Origin of the sequence: Streptomyces sp. WAC05292 (assembly GCF_003949955.1) — a bacterium.
Taxonomy (GTDB): domain Bacteria; phylum Actinomycetota; class Actinomycetes; order Streptomycetales; family Streptomycetaceae; genus Streptomyces; species Streptomyces globosus.
In genome coordinates this window covers 1-18163 of the sequence record NZ_RPSE01000096.1, presented here as the reverse complement: position 1 = coordinate 18163, position 18163 = coordinate 1, and the positions used below count along the sequence as shown (strand labels likewise).

At 75.1% G+C, this 18163-nt stretch carries 9 protein-coding genes; 7 read left to right on the top strand and 2 right to left on the bottom strand.

The features are described from left to right. Window positions 1-46 precede the first annotated feature (46 nt). The 3 genes from EF903_RS13655 (at window position 47) to EF903_RS35210 (ending at window position 9338) form a co-directional block, all read left to right on the top strand. Window positions 47-8020 carry a non-ribosomal peptide synthetase gene (locus tag EF903_RS13655; RefSeq protein WP_260615207.1) on the top strand — a complete coding sequence of 2658 codons (7974 nt, stop codon included), beginning with the start codon at window positions 47-49 and terminating at the stop codon, window positions 8018-8020. Continuing rightward, the gene (locus EF903_RS13650) at window positions 8017-8226 is read left to right on the top strand and encodes an MbtH family protein (protein WP_125543485.1); all 210 of its coding nucleotides are present in this window, start codon (window positions 8017-8019) and stop codon (window positions 8224-8226) included. Before EF903_RS13655 ends, EF903_RS13650 begins: the two co-directional genes overlap by 4 nt. Window positions 8227-8414: 188 nt before the next feature. Next, entirely contained in the window at window positions 8415-9338 is a 924-nt protein-coding gene (locus tag EF903_RS35210) for a hypothetical protein (RefSeq protein WP_260615201.1), read from the top strand. A gap of 94 nt (window positions 9339-9432) precedes the next feature. Here EF903_RS35210 and EF903_RS13640 read toward each other — a convergent pair whose 3' ends face one another. After that, complete coding sequence (locus EF903_RS13640) at window positions 9433-11391, bottom strand: ABC transporter ATP-binding protein (protein ID WP_221888737.1); 1959 nt, start codon at window positions 11389-11391, stop codon at window positions 9433-9435. Next, entirely contained in the window at window positions 11388-13097 is a 1710-nt protein-coding gene (locus tag EF903_RS13635; RefSeq protein WP_125543484.1) for an ABC transporter ATP-binding protein, read from the bottom strand. The genes EF903_RS13640 and EF903_RS13635 overlap by 4 nt, the downstream gene beginning before the upstream one ends. 252 nt (window positions 13098-13349) lie before the next feature. Here EF903_RS13635 and EF903_RS13630 point away from each other — a divergent pair, with 252 nt between their 5' ends. From EF903_RS13630 to EF903_RS13615, 4 genes are read left to right on the top strand one after another with little or no spacing between them, the layout of a single operon-like run. Continuing rightward, window positions 13350-14417, top strand: a complete 1068-nt coding sequence (locus tag EF903_RS13630) for an iron ABC transporter permease (protein ID WP_125543483.1) — start codon at window positions 13350-13352, stop codon at window positions 14415-14417. Further along, entirely contained in the window at window positions 14414-15538 is a 1125-nt protein-coding gene (locus EF903_RS13625; RefSeq protein ID WP_125543482.1) for an iron chelate uptake ABC transporter family permease subunit, read from the top strand. The genes EF903_RS13630 and EF903_RS13625 overlap by 4 nt, the downstream gene beginning before the upstream one ends. Beyond that, window positions 15535-16422, top strand: coding sequence for an ABC transporter ATP-binding protein (locus tag EF903_RS13620; protein ID WP_125543481.1), 888 nt, complete (start codon window positions 15535-15537; stop codon window positions 16420-16422). The genes EF903_RS13625 and EF903_RS13620 overlap by 4 nt, the downstream gene beginning before the upstream one ends. Window positions 16423-16438: 16 nt before the next feature. Then, entirely contained in the window at window positions 16439-18022 is a 1584-nt protein-coding gene (locus EF903_RS13615) for an amidohydrolase (RefSeq protein WP_125543487.1), read from the top strand. The last annotated feature ends 141 nt before the right edge of the window (window positions 18023-18163 follow it).

Below are 18163 nucleotides of genomic sequence, written 5' to 3'. Positions count from 1 at the left end.
CCCGGGGACGGCCCCCGAGTCCGCCCCCGGAGCCCCGGCCGCCGCCGTGACCGTCTCCGCCGCGGACGCCGGGCAGGCCGCCGCCGCCCTCCAGGCGGTCCTCGCCGCGCAGACCGCCTCCGGCGCGGCCGCCGACCCGGCCCTCAAGGCCCTCCTCGACCAGCTCACCGCCGCCTCCCCGGCCGCCGGGCCGCCCGCCCCCGCCCCGCTGGGCGGCCTCGTCCTGACCCCGGAGGAGACGGCCCGCGTCGAAGCCGCCGCCGGGCTGCCCGTCGCCGACGTCTGGCCGCTCTCCCCGCTCCAGGAGGGCATGTACTTCCACGCCACCTACGACACCGGCGACGCCCTCGACGTCTACCTCTCCCAGGAGACCCTGGACCTCGACCACCGCCTGGACGCCGACCGGCTGCGCGCCGCCTGCCGGGCCCTCCTCGACCGCAACGCGAGCCTGCGTGCCGGATTCACCAGCGACGGCCTGCCCCGGCCCGTGCAGTTCATCGCCGACGGCGCCGAGATCCCGCTCACCGTGACCGACCTGGCCGGCCTCCCCGACGGCGAGCGGGACCGCCGGGTCGGGGAGCTGCTCGCCGCGGACCGCCGGCAGCGCTTCGACCTGTCCGCGCCGCCGCTGTGCCGGCTCCGCCTGATCCGGCTCGGCGACGGCCGCGACCGGCTCGTCGTCACCCACCACCTGATCCTGTGGGACGGCTGGTCCGCCTGGCTGTTCCTGGAGGAGCTGTTCACCCTGTACGAGCGGTCCGGCGACACCGCCGGCCTGCCCGCCCCCGGCTCGTACCGCGACTACCTGGCCTGGCTGGACCGCCAGGACACCACCCGCGCCGTCGGCGCCTGGCGCGAGGCCCTCGCCGGCTTCGAAGAGCCGACGCTCGTCGCCCCCGCCGGCCGCGACGCGGGCCCCGTCATCCCCGCCGACCACCACGCCGAGCTCTCCCGCGAGGCCGGCGACCGGCTGCGCGCCCTCGCTCGCCGGCACGGACTCACCCTCAACACCGTCCTGAACGCCGCCTGGGCGCTCGTCCTCTCCGCGATGACCGGGCGCGGCGACGTCGCGTTCGGCACCGCCGTCGCCGGGCGGCCCGCGGACGTCCCGAACGCGGCCGGCATCATCGGCATGTTCCTCAACACCGTCCCCGCCCGGGTCGCCTTCGCCCCGGACGAGCCGCTGCTCGACCTGCTGCGGCGCATGCAGTCCGAGCGCGCCGCCGTCATGCCGTACGAGTACGTGGGCCTCGGCACGCTCCAGCAGGAGACCGGCCACCGCCGCCTGTTCGACACCCTGTTCGTGCTGCGCTCCGCCGACGGCGAGGAGCGGGCCGCGGAACTGCGGCGCCGGCACGGCATCACCGGCGTGTCGAACGTGGACGGCACCCACTTCCCGCTCACCCTGATCGTCACGCCCGGGACCCGGCTGCGCGTCACCCTCGCGGCCCGCCCCGACCTCTTCGACGCGGAGGCGGCCACCGCCGTCCTCGGCCGGTTCACCACCGTCCTGGAACGGCTCGCCGCCCTCCTCGACGGCCCGGACGGCGCCCGCGCGCGGACCGCCGGCGTGGACCTGCTGCTGCCCGCGGAGCGCGCCGCCCTGACGGCCGGATGGGCGGGCAGCCGCGAGCCCGTGCCGAACGAGACCATCGCCGACATGCTGACCGCGCAGGTGGCCCGCACCCCCGACGCCGTCGCGCTCGTCTTCGGCGAGCGGGCCCTCACGTACGCCGAACTCGACGCGCACATCAACCGGATCGCCCGGCTCCTGCTCGCCCGGGGCGCCGGGCCCGAGAAGGCGGTGGCGCTCGCGCTGCCCCGCTCCATCGACATGGTCGCCGCCCTGTTCGCCGTCCTGCGCACCGGCGCCGCCTACCTGCCGCTCGACCTGGACCACCCGGCGGACCGGCTGCGGCTGATGGTCGAGGACACCGGGCCGCTGTGCCTGGTCTCCACCGCCGCCGTCGCCCCCACCCTGCGCGGCCCCGACGGGCCCGCCGCCCCCGAACTCCTCCTGGACGACGAGGCGGTGGCAGCCGAACTGGCCGCCCTGTCCGGCGCGGACATCGCCGACGCGGAACGGCCCGCGTTCGCCCGCGACGTCCCCGGCCGCCTGGAGCACCCGGCGTACGTCATCTACACCTCGGGCTCCACCGGCCGCCCCAAGGGCGTCGTCACCCCCTACCGGGGCCTGACGAACATGCAGCTGAACCACCAGAAGGAGATCTTCGACCCGGCCATCGCCTCCGCGGGCGGGCGGCGGCTGCGCATCGCGCACACCGTCTCCTTCGCCTTCGACATGTCCTGGGAGGAGCTGCTCTGGCTCGTCGAGGGCCACGAGGTCCACGTCTGCGACGAAGAACTCCGCCGCGACGCCGAGGCACTCGTCGCGTACTGCGACGCCCACCGCGTCGACGTCGTCAACGTGACGCCCACCTACGCCCAGCTCCTCATCGAGCAGGGCCTGCTCGACCACGACGAGGCGGCGGGCAGGCACCGGCCCGCGCTCGTCCTGCTGGGCGGCGAGGCCGTCCCCGACACCGTCTGGGACCGGCTGCGCCGCACCGACGGCACGTACGGCTACAACCTGTACGGGCCGACCGAGTACACGATCAACACCCTCGGCGGGTCGACCGCGGACAGCGCCACCTCCACCGTCGGCGTCCCGATCCGCAACACCCGCGCCCACGTCCTCGACGCCATGCTCCGGCCCGTCCCGCCGGGCTGCCCCGGCGAGCTGTACATCGCCGGCACCGGCCTGGCCCGCGGCTACCACGACCGGCCCGGCCTGACGGCCGAGCGGTTCACCGCCGACCCGTTCGGCGAGCCCGGCGAGCGCATGTACCGCACCGGCGACCTCGTCCGGCAGCGGCCCGACGGGCTGCTCGACTTCCTCGGCCGCACCGACGACCAGGTCAAGATCCGCGGCTACCGCATCGAACTCGGCGAGATCGCCGGCGCCCTGTCCGCGCACCCGGCCGTCGCCCACGCCGCCGTCGTCGTCCACGAGTCCGCCGGCACCAAGCGGCTCATCGGCTACGTCGTCCCCGAGGACGGCACGGACACCGGCGGAGAGCCCGGCGCGGGGCTGGTGCAGCGCCTGCGCGACCACCTGAAGGCCGGGCTGCCCGACTACATGGTCCCGTCCGCGCTCGTCACCGTCGCCACCCTGCCCCTGACCGTCAACGGGAAGCTCGACGTCCGGGCCCTGCCCGCCCCTGACTTCGCCGGGGACGCCGCCGGCCGCTCCCCGCGCACCCCGCGCGAGGAGACGCTGTGCGCCCTGTTCGCGGAGGTCCTCGGCCTGCCCGAGGGCAGCGTCGGCATCGACAGCGACTTCTTCGAGCTCGGCGGGCACTCGCTGCTCGCCACCCGCCTCGTCAGCCGCGCCCGGACCGCCCTCGACACCGAGCTGGCGATCCGCGACCTGTTCGAGGCGCCCACCGTCGCCGAACTCGTGGAGCGGGCCGACCGCGGCGCCGGAGCGGCCCGCCCCGCCCTGACCGCCGGGGAGCGCCCCGACGAGCTGCCGCTCTCCCACGCCCAGCAGCGGCTGTGGATGATCCAGCAGATCGAGTGCACCTCCGCCGCCTACAACTTCCCGCTGGTCATGCGGATACGCGGGGCACTCGACACCGATGCGTGGCGCGCCGCCCTCGCCGACGTCACCGACCGCCACGAGGCCCTGCGCACCGTCTTCTCCACGACGCCCGACGGCCGGGCCCTCCAGCGGGTGCTGCCGGCCGGCGAGGCCCGCCCGGTCGTGGAACCGGTCCGCGCCACGGAGGACGAGGTGCCCGGCATCGTCGACGAGGCCGTCGCCCGAACCTTCGACCTTGCCGTCGAACTGCCCCTGCGCGCCACCCTCGTGGAGCTCGGACCCGAGGACCACGTCGTCGTCCTGCTGCTGCACCACATCACCACCGACGAGTGGTCGGACCGCCCCTTCCTGCGCGACCTGGCCACCGCCTACACGGCCCGCACCCGCGGCGAGGCCCCCGCGTGGGAGCCGCTGCCGGTGCAGTACGCCGACTACGCGCTCTGGCAGCAGCGCCTCCTCGGCGACCCGGCCGACCCCGGCAGCCTGGCCGCCCGGCAGCTCGACCACTGGCGCACAACCCTGGCCGGCGCGCCCGAGGAGCTGGACCTGCCCACGGACCGGCCCCGGCCCGCCCGCCCGGCGTTCACCGGCGCCGAACTCGACCTCTCCTTCGACGCCGACACCCACGAGGCGCTCAGGCGGCTCGCCCGCGACACCGGCGCCAGCATGTTCATGGTCGTCCACGCGGCCGTCGCCGCCCTGCTGCACCGCATGGGCGCGGGCACCGACATCCCGCTCGGCGCGCCCATCGCCGGCCGCGGCGACGAGGCCCTGGACGAGCTGGTCGGCTTCTTCGTCAACACCCTCGTCCTGCGCACCGACCTCGGCGGCGACCCCTCCTTCACGGAACTCCTCGCCCGGGTCCGCGAGACCGACCTGGCCGCGTTCTCGCACGCGGACGTGCCCTTCGAAGCCGTCGTCGAGGCGCTCAACCCGACGCGCTCGCTCTCCCGCAACCCGCTCTTCCAGGTCATGGTCGGCTACCACGCCCGCACCGGTGACGAACTGGCGCTGCCCGGCCTCGACATCGCGTACGTGCCGTACCGCACCCGCTCCGCCAAGTTCGACCTGGTGTTCAGCTTCACCGAGCACACCCCGGCCGACGGCGGCACCGGCTCCCTCGGCTGCCGCCTGGAGTACGCCACCGAGCTGTTCGACCCGGAGAGCGCGAAGGAGCTCGGCGACCGGCTCCGCCGGCTGGTCACCGCCCTCGCCGCCGCACCCGAACGGCCCCTGTCCCGGGCCGAGATCCTCGACGACGCCGAGCGCCGGCTCGTCCTGGAGGGCTTCAACGGGCTGCCCCGCGAGGTCGAGGAGGCGTCCTTCCCCGACCTGTTCGCCCGGCGGCTCGCCGAGCGGCCCGACGCCGTCGCCGTCGTCGACCGGGCCCGCTCGGTCACGTACGCGCAGCTCGACGCCCGCGCCAACCGCCTCGCCCGGCTCCTCGCCGCGCACGGCGTCGCCGCCGAGAGCACCGTCGGCGTGGCCGTGCCCCGCTCCGTGGACACGGTCGCCGCCGTGCTCGCCGCCCTGAAGCTCGGCGCCGCCTTCCTGCCGCTCGACCTCGCCCACCCCGCCGACCGCCTCGCGTACATGATCGAGGACTCGGGTGCGGCCCTCGTCGTCGGCACCGAGCCGGTCGCCGGGAAGATCCCCGACGTGCCGGGCGTCCCCGTCGTGCTCCTCGACGCCCCCGACACCGCCGCCGCCCTCGACGCACTCCCCGACGGGCCGGTGCAGGACGGCCCGATCGCCCTCGACCAGGCCGCGTACGTGATCTACACCTCCGGCTCCACCGGCCGCCCCAAGGGCGTCGTCGTCCCCCACGAGGGCGTCTCCAGCCTCGTCGCGACCGCCGTCGACCGCATGGGGCTGCGCCCGGACAGCCGCGTCCTGCAGTTCGCCTCGATCGGCTTCGACGTCTTCGCGTTCGAGCTGGCGATGGCCCTGTGCCACGGCGGCCGGCTCGTCCTCGTCACCGACGAGGCACGGGTCGCCGGACCGGCGCTGACGGACTTCCTCGCCGAGCAGCGGATCACCCACATGATCCTGCCGCCGTCGCTGGTGTCGGCGCTCCCGCCCGGCTGCGCACTCCCCGAGGGGTCGACCGTCCTCGTCGGCACGGAGACGGTGCCGCCGGACCTGTTCGAGCGGTTCGGCGCCACCGCCCACCTGATCTGCGCGTACGGGCTCACCGAGGCGACCGTCAACTCCACCCTGTGGCCCGCCCGCGAACACGGCGGCACCCCGGCCGGCCGCGTCCCGATCGGCCGCCCCGACCCCAACACCCGCGCCTACGTCCTCGACGAGCACCTGCGGCCCGTCCCGCCCGGCGTGGTGGGCGAGCTGTACATTGCCGGACGCGGCCTCGCCCGCGGCTACCTCGGCAAGCCCGCCCTGACCGCGGAGCGCTTCACCGCCGACCCGTACGGCGCCCCGGGCAGCCGCATGTACCGCACGGGCGACCGGGCCCGCTGGCGCCGCGACGGCAACCTCGACTTCCTCGGCCGGGTCGACACCCAGGTCAAGGTGCGCGGCTTCCGCATCGAGCTCGGCGAGATCGAGGCGGCCCTCACCGGCCACCCCGCGGTCGCCCAGGCCGCCGTCCTGCCCGACCGCGACGGCGACATCGTCCGCCTCGTCGGCTACGCCGTCCCCGAACCCGGGGCCGACCCCGACCCGCAGGAGCTGCGCGCCCACGTCGCCGGGCTGCTGCCCGAGTACATGGTGCCCGCGCTCGTCGTCCCGCTCGACGGCCCGCTGCCGCTCACGCCCAACGGCAAGCTGGACCGCAAGGCGCTGCCCGCCCCCGACTGGTCGGCGATGACCGGCGACGCCCGCCCGGCCGACGAGACCCAGGCACGCCTCGCCGCACTGTTCTGCGAGATCCTCAAGCTGGACACCGTCGGAGTGCACGACAACTTCTTCGCGCTCGGCGGCCACTCGATGGCCTCCATGCGGCTCCTGGGCCGCATCCGCACCGAGTTCGGCGTCGAACTCGGCATCCGGGACGTCTTCGACGCCCTGACCGTCGCCGGCCTCGCCGGCAAGCTCGCCGGGGCGGCGGCCGCCCGACCGGCACTGCACGCCGCCGCGCCCGCCGACGGGCCGCTGCCGCTCGCACCCGGCCAGCGCACGCAGTGGCAGGCCTACCGCCGCAATCCCGGCTTCGACCACGCCCTGGCCCTGCGCTCCGCCGACGGCTTCGACACGGACGCGCTCACCGCGGCCCTCGCCGACGTCACGGCCCGCCACGCACCGCTGCGCACCGCCTTCACCGAACACGACGGTGCCGTCCACCAGCGGCCCGTCGACGCACCGGCCCCGGTCGCGGAGGAATGCGCCGACCCGGACGCCCGCCTGCGCGAACTCGCCGCCGCAGCACCCGACCTGGAACGGGAGGCCCCGCTGCGGGCCCACCTGCTCACCGGCCCCGACGGCAGCCAGGCCCTGCTGCTCGCCCTGCACTACCTCGCCGCCGACGAATGGTCCGTCGTCCCGCTGTTCCGCGACCTCACCACCGCCTACGCGGCACGCAGGGAGGGCCGGGCCCCCGACTGGCAGCCGCTGCCCGTGTCGTACGCGGACTACACCCGCTGGGCCCACGAGGTCCTCGGCGACCCCGCCGACCCCGACAGCCGCGGCGGCCGGCAGCTCGCCTACTGGCGGGAGACCCTCGCCGGCGCCCCGCGGATGCTGGCGCTCCCGGCCGACGGGCCGCGGCCGGCCGCGGCGGACCCGGCGGGACGGCCCGCGGGATACGTCCCCCTCGTCCTCGACGAGGAGCTCCACACGGCCGTGGACGAGCTGGCCCGCGCCACCGGCACCAGCATGTTCATGGTGCTGCACGCCGCCCTCGCGGCCCTGCTCACCGGACACGGCGCCGGCACCGACCTGCCCATCGGCACGATGGTCGCCGGCCGCACCGACGACCGGCTCGCCGACCTCGTCGGCAGCTTCCTCGGCACGGTCGTGCTGCGCACCGACACCGCGGGCGACCCGACCTTCACGGAACTGCTCGGGCGCGTACGGGAGACCGTGCTCAGCGCCCTCGACCGGCAGGAGGTCCCGTACGACGAGGTCGCCCGCGCCACCGGCCTGCCCGCCGAGGGGCCGCAGGTGATGGTGGTCCACCACGAGCAGGCCGACCTGGGCCTGCTGGAAGGCGGGGCGGGCTCCCTGGAGGCCGTGCCGACCGGCCGGACCAGGGCCGACCTGACCCTCGGCTTCCACGAGCCGCGCGGCGACGGCCCCGTCCACTGCGCCCTGATCCACGCCACCGACCTGCTCGGCACCGCCAAGGCCCGGCGGCTCGCCGACGAACTGCTCCGGCTGCTGCACACCGTGGCAGCCCGTCCCGAACAGCCGCTGTCCGAGCTGTTCACCGCACCGTCCCAGAGGAGTGACACCGCATGAGCACCAACCCGTTCGAGGACCCGCAGGGCACCTTCCTGGTCCTGGTGAACGACGAGAACCAGCACTCGCTGTGGCCGTCCTTCGCCGAGGTCCCGGCCGGCTGGCGCACCGCCGCCGGCCCCGACACCCGCGAGGCGTGCCTGGCGTACGTGGAGGAGCACTGGACGGACCTGAGGCCCGCGAGCCTCGCCGCCGTCCAGCCCTGACCCACCGGCCCGCCCGCACCGACGCCGCCGCCCGCGGAGGACCCCCCTCCGCGGGCGGCGGCGCGGCCTGCGGATCAGCAGGCCCCACGCATGGCCGGTGTTCGGCGTGAGCCGAAGCATCGAGCCGCCGTCCGGTAAAGTGCGCCTCTTCGGGCGCCGTCGGGTCCCGGAGTCCCAAGGGTGTGTCGATGACGCCTGGTGCCCTGCGCTTCGTGTGGAGCCTGCCCTCCGAGGACGCCCTGGCCGGATGGCGAGCCCTGTGGTGGACCGTCGGGCCGAACCGCGAACTCGCGGTCGTGCTGGTCCACGAACGGAGCCTGACCCGCTCCCCGTACACCAGGGGATGGGTCGGCTGGCACGTGACCGCTCCGTGCGACGGCGTACTGGTCGTGATCTCGGACGGGGTGGAGCACCGCACTCCGGTGACCGGCCTCACGGCGCACACCGGCCACCTGGCCCTGCTCTCGTGGTCGCGGTTCCTGCTGGCCTCCTCCCGTGCACATCGCGACAGGACGGGGAGGTGGGAGAGCAACGCGACGGTGTACTCCCGAGGGGGCTACCCGGTGGATCACCTCTGCATCGGCGACGACATCGACTACGTCCTCACCGACCGCGACGGCGGCATCTGGACTTCACACGGTGACGAGGGCATTCACGGAGGCCACCCCGCGTCCAGTGAGGGATTGGCCCGCTGGGACACCGACGGCACCCGGACCTGGGGCCCTCTGGGCCGACAACGGCTCCCTGTGCTGCCCCTCGGAGGGATCGCGGGCGCCACCGAGGGCGACGTGGCCTGGCTGGGCTGGTTCAGCCACGAAGGTTCCTTCCTGTCCCGGGTCGACCCCTCCGCCGGCGGCACCACCAGCTACCGCCACCCCTTGAGGGACTCCGACGGCATCGCCGTACGCGGCACCCGGATGGTCCTCAGCCACGAGTTCCGCAACAGACCCGGCATCGAGCTGAACCGCGCCGAACTCGTCGACGGCGCCTGGGTGATCACCTCCCGTGAGCGACTCCTGCTACCGGAGCCGGTGACCAGGCGCTGCGTTCAGGGACGCGATGGTGTTCTCTGGATCCGCGGCGGCGACACCTGGATGCAGTGCGAGGTCTGAGCCGCCGGGTGGCGACGCCACGGCAGTGCTGGCCGCGGCCATTCGTCGACGGCTGCGACCAGCACTGTCGCCTCAACGGCGGCAGGGCCGCCGGTCAGATCACCGCGTCCGCCGACAGATGGTCATCAGCCGCGCCGGCCTGCGTACGGTCCGCGGGAGGGACCGGGGTCGGCTTCGCCGAGGCGGGCGCGGGGGCGTCCGCGCTCCGGCGGCTGTTCGACCAGGCCGCCCACAGCGCCGCGTAGCGGCCGCCCGCCGCGACGAGTTCGTCGTGCGTGCCCGTTTCGACGACCCGGCCGCCGTCCAGGACGACCACGCGGTCCGCCGCCGCGGCCTGCGGCAGCCGGTGGGCGACCAGGAGGCCCGTACGGCCCTCCAGGGCGCGCGCGGCCGCCTTCTCCAGGACCCGCGCGCCCGCGCTGCCCGCGTCGGCGGTCGCCTCGTCCAGGATCGCGACGGGCGGGTCGGCGAGCACGAGCCGGGCGAGCGCCAGGTGCTGGGCCTGCGCGACGGTCAGCCGGTGGCCCCCCTCGCCGACCACGGTCGCGAGACCGTCCGGCAGGGCCTCCGCCCACTCCAGGGCCCCCACCCGGTCGAGTGCGCCGCGCAGCTCCGCGTCCGTGGCCTCCGGCCGGGCCAGCCGCAGGTCCTCGGCCAACGGGCCCGCGAAGACGTGCACCTCCTGGCTGATCAGGGCCACGGCCCTGCGTACGCCCTCCGGGCCCAGTTCGCCGACGTCGACCCCGCCGAGGGAGATCGTCCCGGTCGCGGGCGTGTGCACGCCGGCGATGACCTTCGCCAGGGTGGTCTTGCCGGCGCCGCTGGCGCCGACCAGCGCCACCCGCTCACCGCTGCGCACGTCGAGGTCGACGCCGCTCAGGACGGGCCGCCCGTCGGCGTACGCGTGGCCGAGCCCGGTCACCTTCACCGCGCCGTCGGCCGGGACGCTCCCGCCCCGCGGCGCCGGCTCGGCCGGCAGGTGCGCGACGCCGACGAGGCGGGCGAAGCTCGCGCCCGCCGACTGGGCGTCGTCGAGGAGGAACAGCGCGGCGTTGACGGGGTTGAAGAGGCTGTGGAAGTACAGGGCGGCCGCGGTGGCCGTGCCGATGGTGACGGAGCCGTTCCGGACGAGCAGGAAGCCGGTGCCGAGCATGGCGGCTAGCCCGGTGTACTCGGCCAGGTTCAGCCGGGAGAAGAAGCCGGTGACGATGTGCAGCCCGCGCATCGCCACGTCGCGCGCGGCGCCCGACCGGTCGGCGAGCAGGGCGGTGTGCCGTTCGGTCAGCCGGAAGGCGCGTACGGTGCGCACCCCGCCGATGCTGTCGAGCAGCTGGTGCTGGAGGGCGCCGGTGGCGACGCGGTGTTCGGCGTACACGGGTGCCGCGCGGCGCAGGTACCAGCGGACGGACAGCGCCTGGACGGGTACGGCGAGCAGGGCGGCGAGGAGGAACCGCCAGTCGAGGACGGCGAGTCCGACGAGGGTGAGGAGGATGGTGAGCGCGGAGCGGGTGAACTCGGGCAGGGCCTGCCGCACCGACTTGGCGATCACGGCGACGTCGCTGGTGACGCGGGAGACGAGGTCTCCGGACCCGGCTGCCTCGACGCGTTCGAGGGGCAGCCGCAGCGCCCGTTCGATGAACCGCTCGCGCACGGCGGCGAGCACGGTCTCGCCGAGCCGTGCCACGAGGGCGCCGCCGAACGCGGCGGCGGCGCCGCGGGCCAGCGCGACCACGACGAGCAGGACCAGCGGGAGCGTCAGGGCCCGCGGCCCCTCCTGGTCGACGACCAGGTCGACGATGTGGCCGAGCAGCGGGGCGGTGAGCAGGCCGATCGCGGTCCCGACGACCAGGACGAGGACGGCGCCGGCGGCGAGGGCCCGGTGGCCGCGCAGGATGGTGCGGAGCGCCGCCAGGCTCTCGGCGCCGCCTGCGGTGGGCAGGAGCGTGCGGTCCGTGCGGTCCGTGCCTTCGTGCGCGGTGGTCCCGCTCATGTCCGTGTCCCTCTCCGTCCCCGGTTCGGCGGGGCTCGTGCGGTCCTCGTGTACGGCGGTCATGCGAGCACCGCCGTGCGGTAGGCCTCGTCGGTGGCGGCGAGTTCGGTGTGCGCGCCGGCGGCGGTGACGGTCCCCCCGTCGAGGACGACGACCCGGTCGGTCTCCGCGAGGAGGGCCGGGCTGGTCGTGATCAGGACGGTGGTGCGTCCCCGGCGGACCTCCCGCAGGCGGGCGGCGATCCGGGATTCGGTGACGGTGTCCACGGCGGTGGTCGGGTCGTGCAGGACGAGGACGGGGCGGTCGGCGGCGAGGGCCCGGGCGAGGGCGACGCGCTGGCGCTGCCCGCCGGAGAGGGACCGGCCGCGTTCGGCGAGGACGGTGTCCGCCCCGTCGGGGAGCAGCGCGGCGACCTCGTCCGCGGTGGAGGCGGCCAGGGCTGCGTCGACGGCGCCGGCGGCGGAACCTGCGGCGCCCGCCCGTACGTTGTCCAGGAGGCTGGCCTCGAACAGGTCGGCGTCGTGGTGGGCGACGAGGACGGAGCGGCGCAGCAGGTCGGGGTCGAGTTCCGTCAGGGGCACGCCGTCGAGTTCGACGCGTCCGCCGGCCGGGTCGGTCTCCCGGGCGAGGGCGAGGAGCAGGTCGTGTGCGGCGGCCGGGTCCCGGGTGACGACGCCGGTGAGGCTTCCGGCGGGGAGGTCGAGGTCGACGCCGCGCAGGGCGCCGAGGCGGACGTCCCGCAGCCGGAGGTGCCCGGCGGCGGCGCCCGCACCGGCGGGCGCCCGTTGCCCGCCGTCGACGGCGGCGGGGGAGGCGAGGACCTCGGCGATCCGCCGAGCGGAGGCGCGCGCCTGGGCGAACTCGGCGTTGGAGTAGGCCAACAGCTGGAAGGGGCCGAGGAGGAACTGGGCGAGGCCGACGGCGGCGACCAGGTCGCCGACGCTGATGCCGCCGCTCATCGCGAGGTAGGCGCCGGCGATGCCGATGGCCGCGATGAACACCCCGGTCAGGGCGAGCAGCGCGCCCTCGTGCCCGGCGCGGCTGCGGGCCGCGCGCAGTGCTGCGGCGAGGGAGTCCTGGCTGGTGGTGCGGTAGCGGGCCACGGCGGCCGCCTCGGCGCCCATGCCCTTGAGGACGCGCAGCCCGGAGACGAGGTCGGCGGCGACGCCGGAGGCGTGCGCGGCGCTCTCCTGTTCGGCCTCGCTGCGCCGCTCCAGGGGCCGGCTGATGCGGTGCCCGAGCCACAGCAGCGGCGGGATGCCGAGCAGGACGAGCAGGCCGAGCGGCACGGAGATCCGCAGCAGGGCGACGGCGCTGACGGTGAGGGCGGCGACGGCCGCGCAGCCGTAGGGGAGGACGGTGGCGACCGAGCCGACGCGGCGGGCGTCGTTGGTGGCGATGCTGGTGAGCGCGCCCGGCAGCCGGTTCGCGTCGGCGCCGCCGCGCGGGTCGAGCACGCGGGCGCCGAGTTCGAGGCGGAGCCGGTGCGCGGCGTGCTCGCCGGCCCCTTCGGCGATCCTGGCACTGGTCCGGTAGCAGGTGGACAGCACGAGGAAGAGGACGCCGAGCACCAGGAGCCAGCGCAGCAGCGACGGCGCGGACCCGGTGGCGACCGCCGTGTCGATGGCGGCGCCGATGACCACGGGCACCAGCGCCTCGCACCCCTGGTGGGTCATGCCGAGCAGGGAGGCAGAGACCACTCTGCGGCGCTGTCCCCTGATCGCCCGGCGGAGGACGAGCCCCCCGGTCGGTCCTCCAACTGGTGGCATGTGACCCTCCATCCGGAGCTTGGGAAGTTAGGTAAGGCTACTCTAAGAAATCGGTCGTCCATGCGGCGCCCGAACGTCTCTGCGGTCACGGGTCGCGGGTCCATCTCGCCCTGCTTTCACGCACGTTGACCCGCCCTCCACGTTCGGTTAGCCTCGCCTAAGTTGCAAGCCTCATGTGTGCGAGTCGCCGCCCATCCCTACAGCACACGAACGAACGCCGTACGCGTGCACCGCCGTCAGGGGGAAAAGTCGTTGCCGGTCGAAACGCAGGCGGTGTCCCCGGAGGAGGCCGCCCCCGCCGTCGTGCCCGCGGCGCGCGGCACAGCCACCGCCCTGCGGGGCGCGGGACTGCTCGCCGTACTCGCCGCGCTGGTCCTCGTGTCGCTCCTCGGCGTGTGGACGGGCACGCGGGGCCTGCCGTTCACCGAGGTCTGGAGCGCGCTGTGGCACCCGGACGGATCAGAGACCTCGATCATCATCCACGACTACCGCATCCCCAGAACCCTCCTCGGCCTCCTCGTCGGCGCCGCCCTCGGCCTCTCCGGGGCGCTGATGCAGGCGCTGACCCGCAACCCGCTCGCCGAGCCGGGCCTCCTCGGCATCAGCCTCGGGTCGTCCGCCGGGGTCGTCGTCGCGCTCGCCTTCCTCGGCATCGGCTCCGTCCTCGGCTACGTGTGGTTCGCGTTCGCCGGCGCCGCCCTCGCCTCGGTCGTCGTCCACCTGCTGGGCTCCTCGGGGCGCAAGGTCGCCACACCGGACCGCCTGGTCGTCGCCGGCGCGGCGGTGACCGCCGTGCTCTACGCCTTCAACTCGGCCGTCCTGCTGCTGAACCCGAGCGCCTTCGACCAGTTCAGGTTCTGGACGGTCGGCTCACTCGCCGGCCGCTACCTCGACGTCGTGTACGTGATCCTCCCGTTCATCGCCGCCGGCCTGTTCATCGCCCTGCTGCTCGGCCCCTCGCTCAACGCCCTCGCCCTCGGCGACCAGATGGGCCGCGCCCTCGGCGTCAACGTCCACCGGACGCGGATCCTCGGCGCCGTCGGCGTCATGCTGCTGTGCGGCGCCGCCACGGCCGCCGCGGGGCCGATCGCCTTCGTCGGGCTCGTCGTCCCGCACATCGCCCGGTTCGTCGTCGGCCCCGACCAGCGCTGGGTCCTCGCGTACTCGATGCTCCTCGCGCCCGTCCTGCTCATCGGCGCGGACATCGCCGGCCGCGTGATCGGCGCCCCCGGCGAGATCCAGGTCGGCATCGTCACCGCCTTCATCGGCGCCCCCGTGTTCCTGGCCCTGTGCCGTCGCCGAAAGCTGGTCATGCTTTGAGCCGTGTACGCCAGGCGGAGCCGGCATCCGCCGCGAAGTCCCCTGCCCCGGCGGGCCGGTTCGTCCACCGGCCCGGCGTGATCACCGGAACGGTGCTGCGCATCCCGGGGGCTCGCGGGGTGTCCGTACGGGTCCGGGGCAGGGGGGTGGCGGTGACCGCCGCGATCCTCCTCGCCCTGCTCGCCGTCATGCTCGTCTCGCTCGCCACCGGCGACTACGAGCTCACCGTCGCCGAGGTCCTGCGGGCCCTCACCGGCGGCGATTCCGGCGGCGCCGGCTTCGTCGTCAACACCCTCCGCCTGCCCCGCCTGCTGACCGCGGTCGCGGTGGGCGCCGCCCTCGCGGTCAGCGGCGCCCTCCTGACCAGCCTCACCGGCAACGCCCTCGGCAGCCCGGACATCATCGGCTTCACCAACGGCTCCGCCGTCGGCGCGCTCACCGTCATCATCGTCCTGCACGGCAGCATGGCCCAGATCGCCTTCGGCGCGCTGATCGGCGGCCTCGCCACCGCCGCCGCCGTCCACCTCCTCATGCTGGGCCGCGGCCTCCACGGCTTCCGGCTCGTCGTCATCGGCATCGGCGTCAGCGCGCTGCTGCTCGCCGTGAACTCGTACCTGATCACCCGCGCCACCTTCCAGGAGGCCCTGGAAGCCCAGGCGTGGCTGATCGGCAGCCTCGGCAACCGGGGCTGGACGCACGCGGGCGCCATCCTCCTCGCGGTCGCCGTCCTCCTCCCGCCCGCCTTCCTCCTCTCCCGGCGCCTGTCCATGGTCGAGATGGGCGACCTCACCGCCACGGCCCTCGGCGTGAACGTCACCCGGACCCGCGCCGTGCTGCTCCTCGTCAGTGTCGCCCTGGCCGCCTTCGCCACCGCGGTGACCGGCCCCATCTGGTTCGTGGCCCTGGCCGCACCCCAGCTCGCCCGCCGTCTGACCCGCGCCGCCGGCCCGGCCCTGCTGCCGGCCGCGCTCATGGGCGCGCTGCTGCTCGCGGCGAGCGACCTCGCCGCGCAGCGCCTGTTCGCGCCGGCCCTCCTCCCCGTCGGCACGGCCACCGGCACCATCGGCGGGCTGTACCTCATCTGGCTGCTGATCACCGAGTCGCGAAAGAGCCGCGCATGACTGGAACGAACCTCCCGACGCCCCGGCTCCGCGCCGAGGACCTGACGCTCTGCTACGACCAGCGGACGGTGGCCACCGACCTCGGCGTCGACATCCCCGACCACTCCTTCACCGTGATCATCGGGCCGAACGCCTGCGGCAAGTCCACGCTCCTCAAAGCCCTCGCCCGGATGCTCCGCCCCCGCCACGGCCGGGTCCTCCTCGACGGCGCGGCGATCTCCTCGTACCGCTCGCGCGAGGTCGCCCGCCGCATCGGACTGCTCCCGCAGACCTCCACCGCGCCCGGCGGCATCACCGTCGGCGACCTCGTCGCCCGCGGCCGCTACCCGCACCAGGGGATGCTCAGGCAGTGGTCCGCCGAGGACGAGGCGGCCGTCGTCGAGGCGATGCGGCAGACCGGCGTCCTGGAGCTGGCGGACCGGCCCGTCGACGACCTCTCCGGCGGCCAGCGCCAGCGCGTCTGGCTGTCCATGGTGCTCGCCCAGCAGACGTCGCTGCTCCTCCTGGACGAGCCCACCACCTACCTCGACATCGCCCACCAGGTCGACGTCCTCGACCTGTGCGCCGAACTCCACGCCCGCAAGGGCCACACCGTCGTGGCCGTGCTGCACGACCTCAACCAGGCGTGCCGCTACGCCACCCACCTGATCGTGATGCGCCCCGGCGGCACGATCGCCGCGCAGGGCGCCCCCGCCGACGTCATGACCGCCGAACTCGTCGAGGACGTCTTCGGGCTGCCCTGCCGCATCATCGACGACCCCGAGACCGGCACGCCCCTGATGGTGCCGGCCGCACCCAGGCGGTTCGCGCCGGAGGACCCCGAAGACACCGGGGACGGCGCCCCGGCCGCCGCCGCCGACGCCGTGATGGCCGAACCCCGCTAAGGACGGACAGCGCATGATGCTGTGCACGAGGCTGACGAACGCGAACATCCTCACCATGGACCCCGCCCACCCGGTCGCCCGCGACCTGGGCATCTGGCGGGGCCGCATCGTCGGCCTGGACGAGGCCGTCACCTCCCTGCCCGCCCGGGAGGTCGTCGACCTGCAAGGGGCCACCGTGCTCCCCGGGTTCATCGACAGCCACGTGCACCTGTCGTGGACGGGCCTGAAGGCCCGCACCCCGAGCATCGCCGGCCTCAGCCGCGTCGACGACGTCCTCGCCGCCATCGACGGCGCCGTCGACCGCTCGCGCGGGGCCGGTGCCTGGGTCGGCATCGGCGGCTACGACCAGCGGGCCCTCGGCCGGCACCTGACCGCCGCCGAACTCGACACGGTCAGCCGCGGGCGCCGCCTCTTCCTCATGCACGACTCCGGGCACGCCTGCGTCGTCAACAGCGCCGTGCTCGCCATGCTCCCGGCCGACGTCCCCCACGAGGACGGCCTCCTCGTGGAGAGCGCCATGGGCGCCGTACGGAGGCTGCGGCTGCCGTACTCCCAGGCCGACCTCGCCGATGCCATCGAGCACGCCGGCCGAGCCTGCCTGGCCGAGGGCATCACGGCCTGCGCCGAAGCCGGCATCGGCGGCGGCCTCCTCGGCCACAGCCCCGTCGAGCTGGGCGCCTACCAACTCCTGCGCGACGAGGGCCGGCTGCCGCTGCGCGTCCAGCTCATGCCGGGCGGAGACACCCTGAGGCCGGCCGCGGCCCACGAGCACGACGGCATCCCCCGCGCGCTCGACCTCGGCCTGCGCACCGGTTTCGGCGACGACTGGCTCTCCGTGGGCGCGCTGAAGATCTACACCGACGGCGGCATGATGGCACGGACGGCCGCACTCACCGAGCCGTACGAGGGGATGGACGGCCGCACCGGGCAGCTCCAGGACGACCCGGAGCGGCTCACCGCCCTCATCGTGGACGGACACCTCGGCGGCTGGCAGCTCGCCGTCCACGCCATCGGCGACCGGGCCGTCGACCTCGCCCTCGACGCCCTGGAGCGGGCGCAGGAGCTGCGGCCGCGGCCCGGCGCGCGCCACCGCATCGAGCACGCCGGCCTGGTCCGACCCGACCAGCTTCCGCGCTTCGCACGCCTCGGGGTCAGCGCCGTCGTGCAGCCCAACTTCCTGCGCTACTTCGGCGACGACTACGCCGCGGTCATGGGGGAGCGCCGTGCGCCGTGGATGTACCGGGGCCGTGGCTTCCTCGACCACGGGGTGGTGCTCGTCGGCAGCTCGGACCGGCCGGTGACGGACGGCTCGCCGCTGCGGGCGGTCCAGTTCATGGTCGAGCGCGCCTCCACGTCGGGCGCCCCCGTCGGCCCCGGCGAGGCCGTCACGGTCGAGGAGGCCCTGTACGCCTACACGGTCGCCGGGGCGTATGCCTGCCGCTGGGACGACAGCGCCGGCAGCCTCACCCCGGGCAAGCGGGCCGACCTGGTGATCCTCGGCGACGACCCGCGCCGGGTCGAGGCTTCCCGGATCGGGGACATCGAGGTCGTGACGACCGTCGTGGACGGCCGGGACACGAAAGAGGCCTGGGTGAAGTAGGCGGGGCGGGTGCTCGGGGCGTGGGGCGCCCTCCGGTTTGGCCCCACAGGCAAGGTAAGGCTAACCTAATTTTCGCATCCTCCGCCGGAGTTGCGCGGCACCCCGGCCTCGCCGGGCGCTCCCGGCTCCCCGGGAGCCACC

Bases quoted from the DNA above. Each gene is read 5' to 3' on its own strand.
- EF903_RS13620 (WP_125543481.1), top strand. From the start codon at position 15,535: ATGACTGGAACGAACCTCCCGACGCCCCGGCTCCGCGCCGAGGACCTG.
- EF903_RS13635 (WP_125543484.1), bottom strand. From the start codon at position 13,097: ATGCCACCAGTTGGAGGACCGACCGGGGGGCTCGTCCTCCGCCGGGCG.
- EF903_RS13650 (WP_125543485.1), top strand. From the start codon at position 8,017: ATGAGCACCAACCCGTTCGAGGACCCGCAGGGCACCTTCCTGGTCCTG.
- EF903_RS35210 (WP_260615201.1), top strand. From the start codon at position 8,415: ATGACGCCTGGTGCCCTGCGCTTCGTGTGGAGCCTGCCCTCCGAGGAC.
- EF903_RS13640 (WP_221888737.1), bottom strand. From the start codon at position 11,391: ATGACCGCCGTACACGAGGACCGCACGAGCCCCGCCGAACCGGGGACG.
- EF903_RS13615 (WP_125543487.1), top strand. From the start codon at position 16,439: ATGCTGTGCACGAGGCTGACGAACGCGAACATCCTCACCATGGACCCC.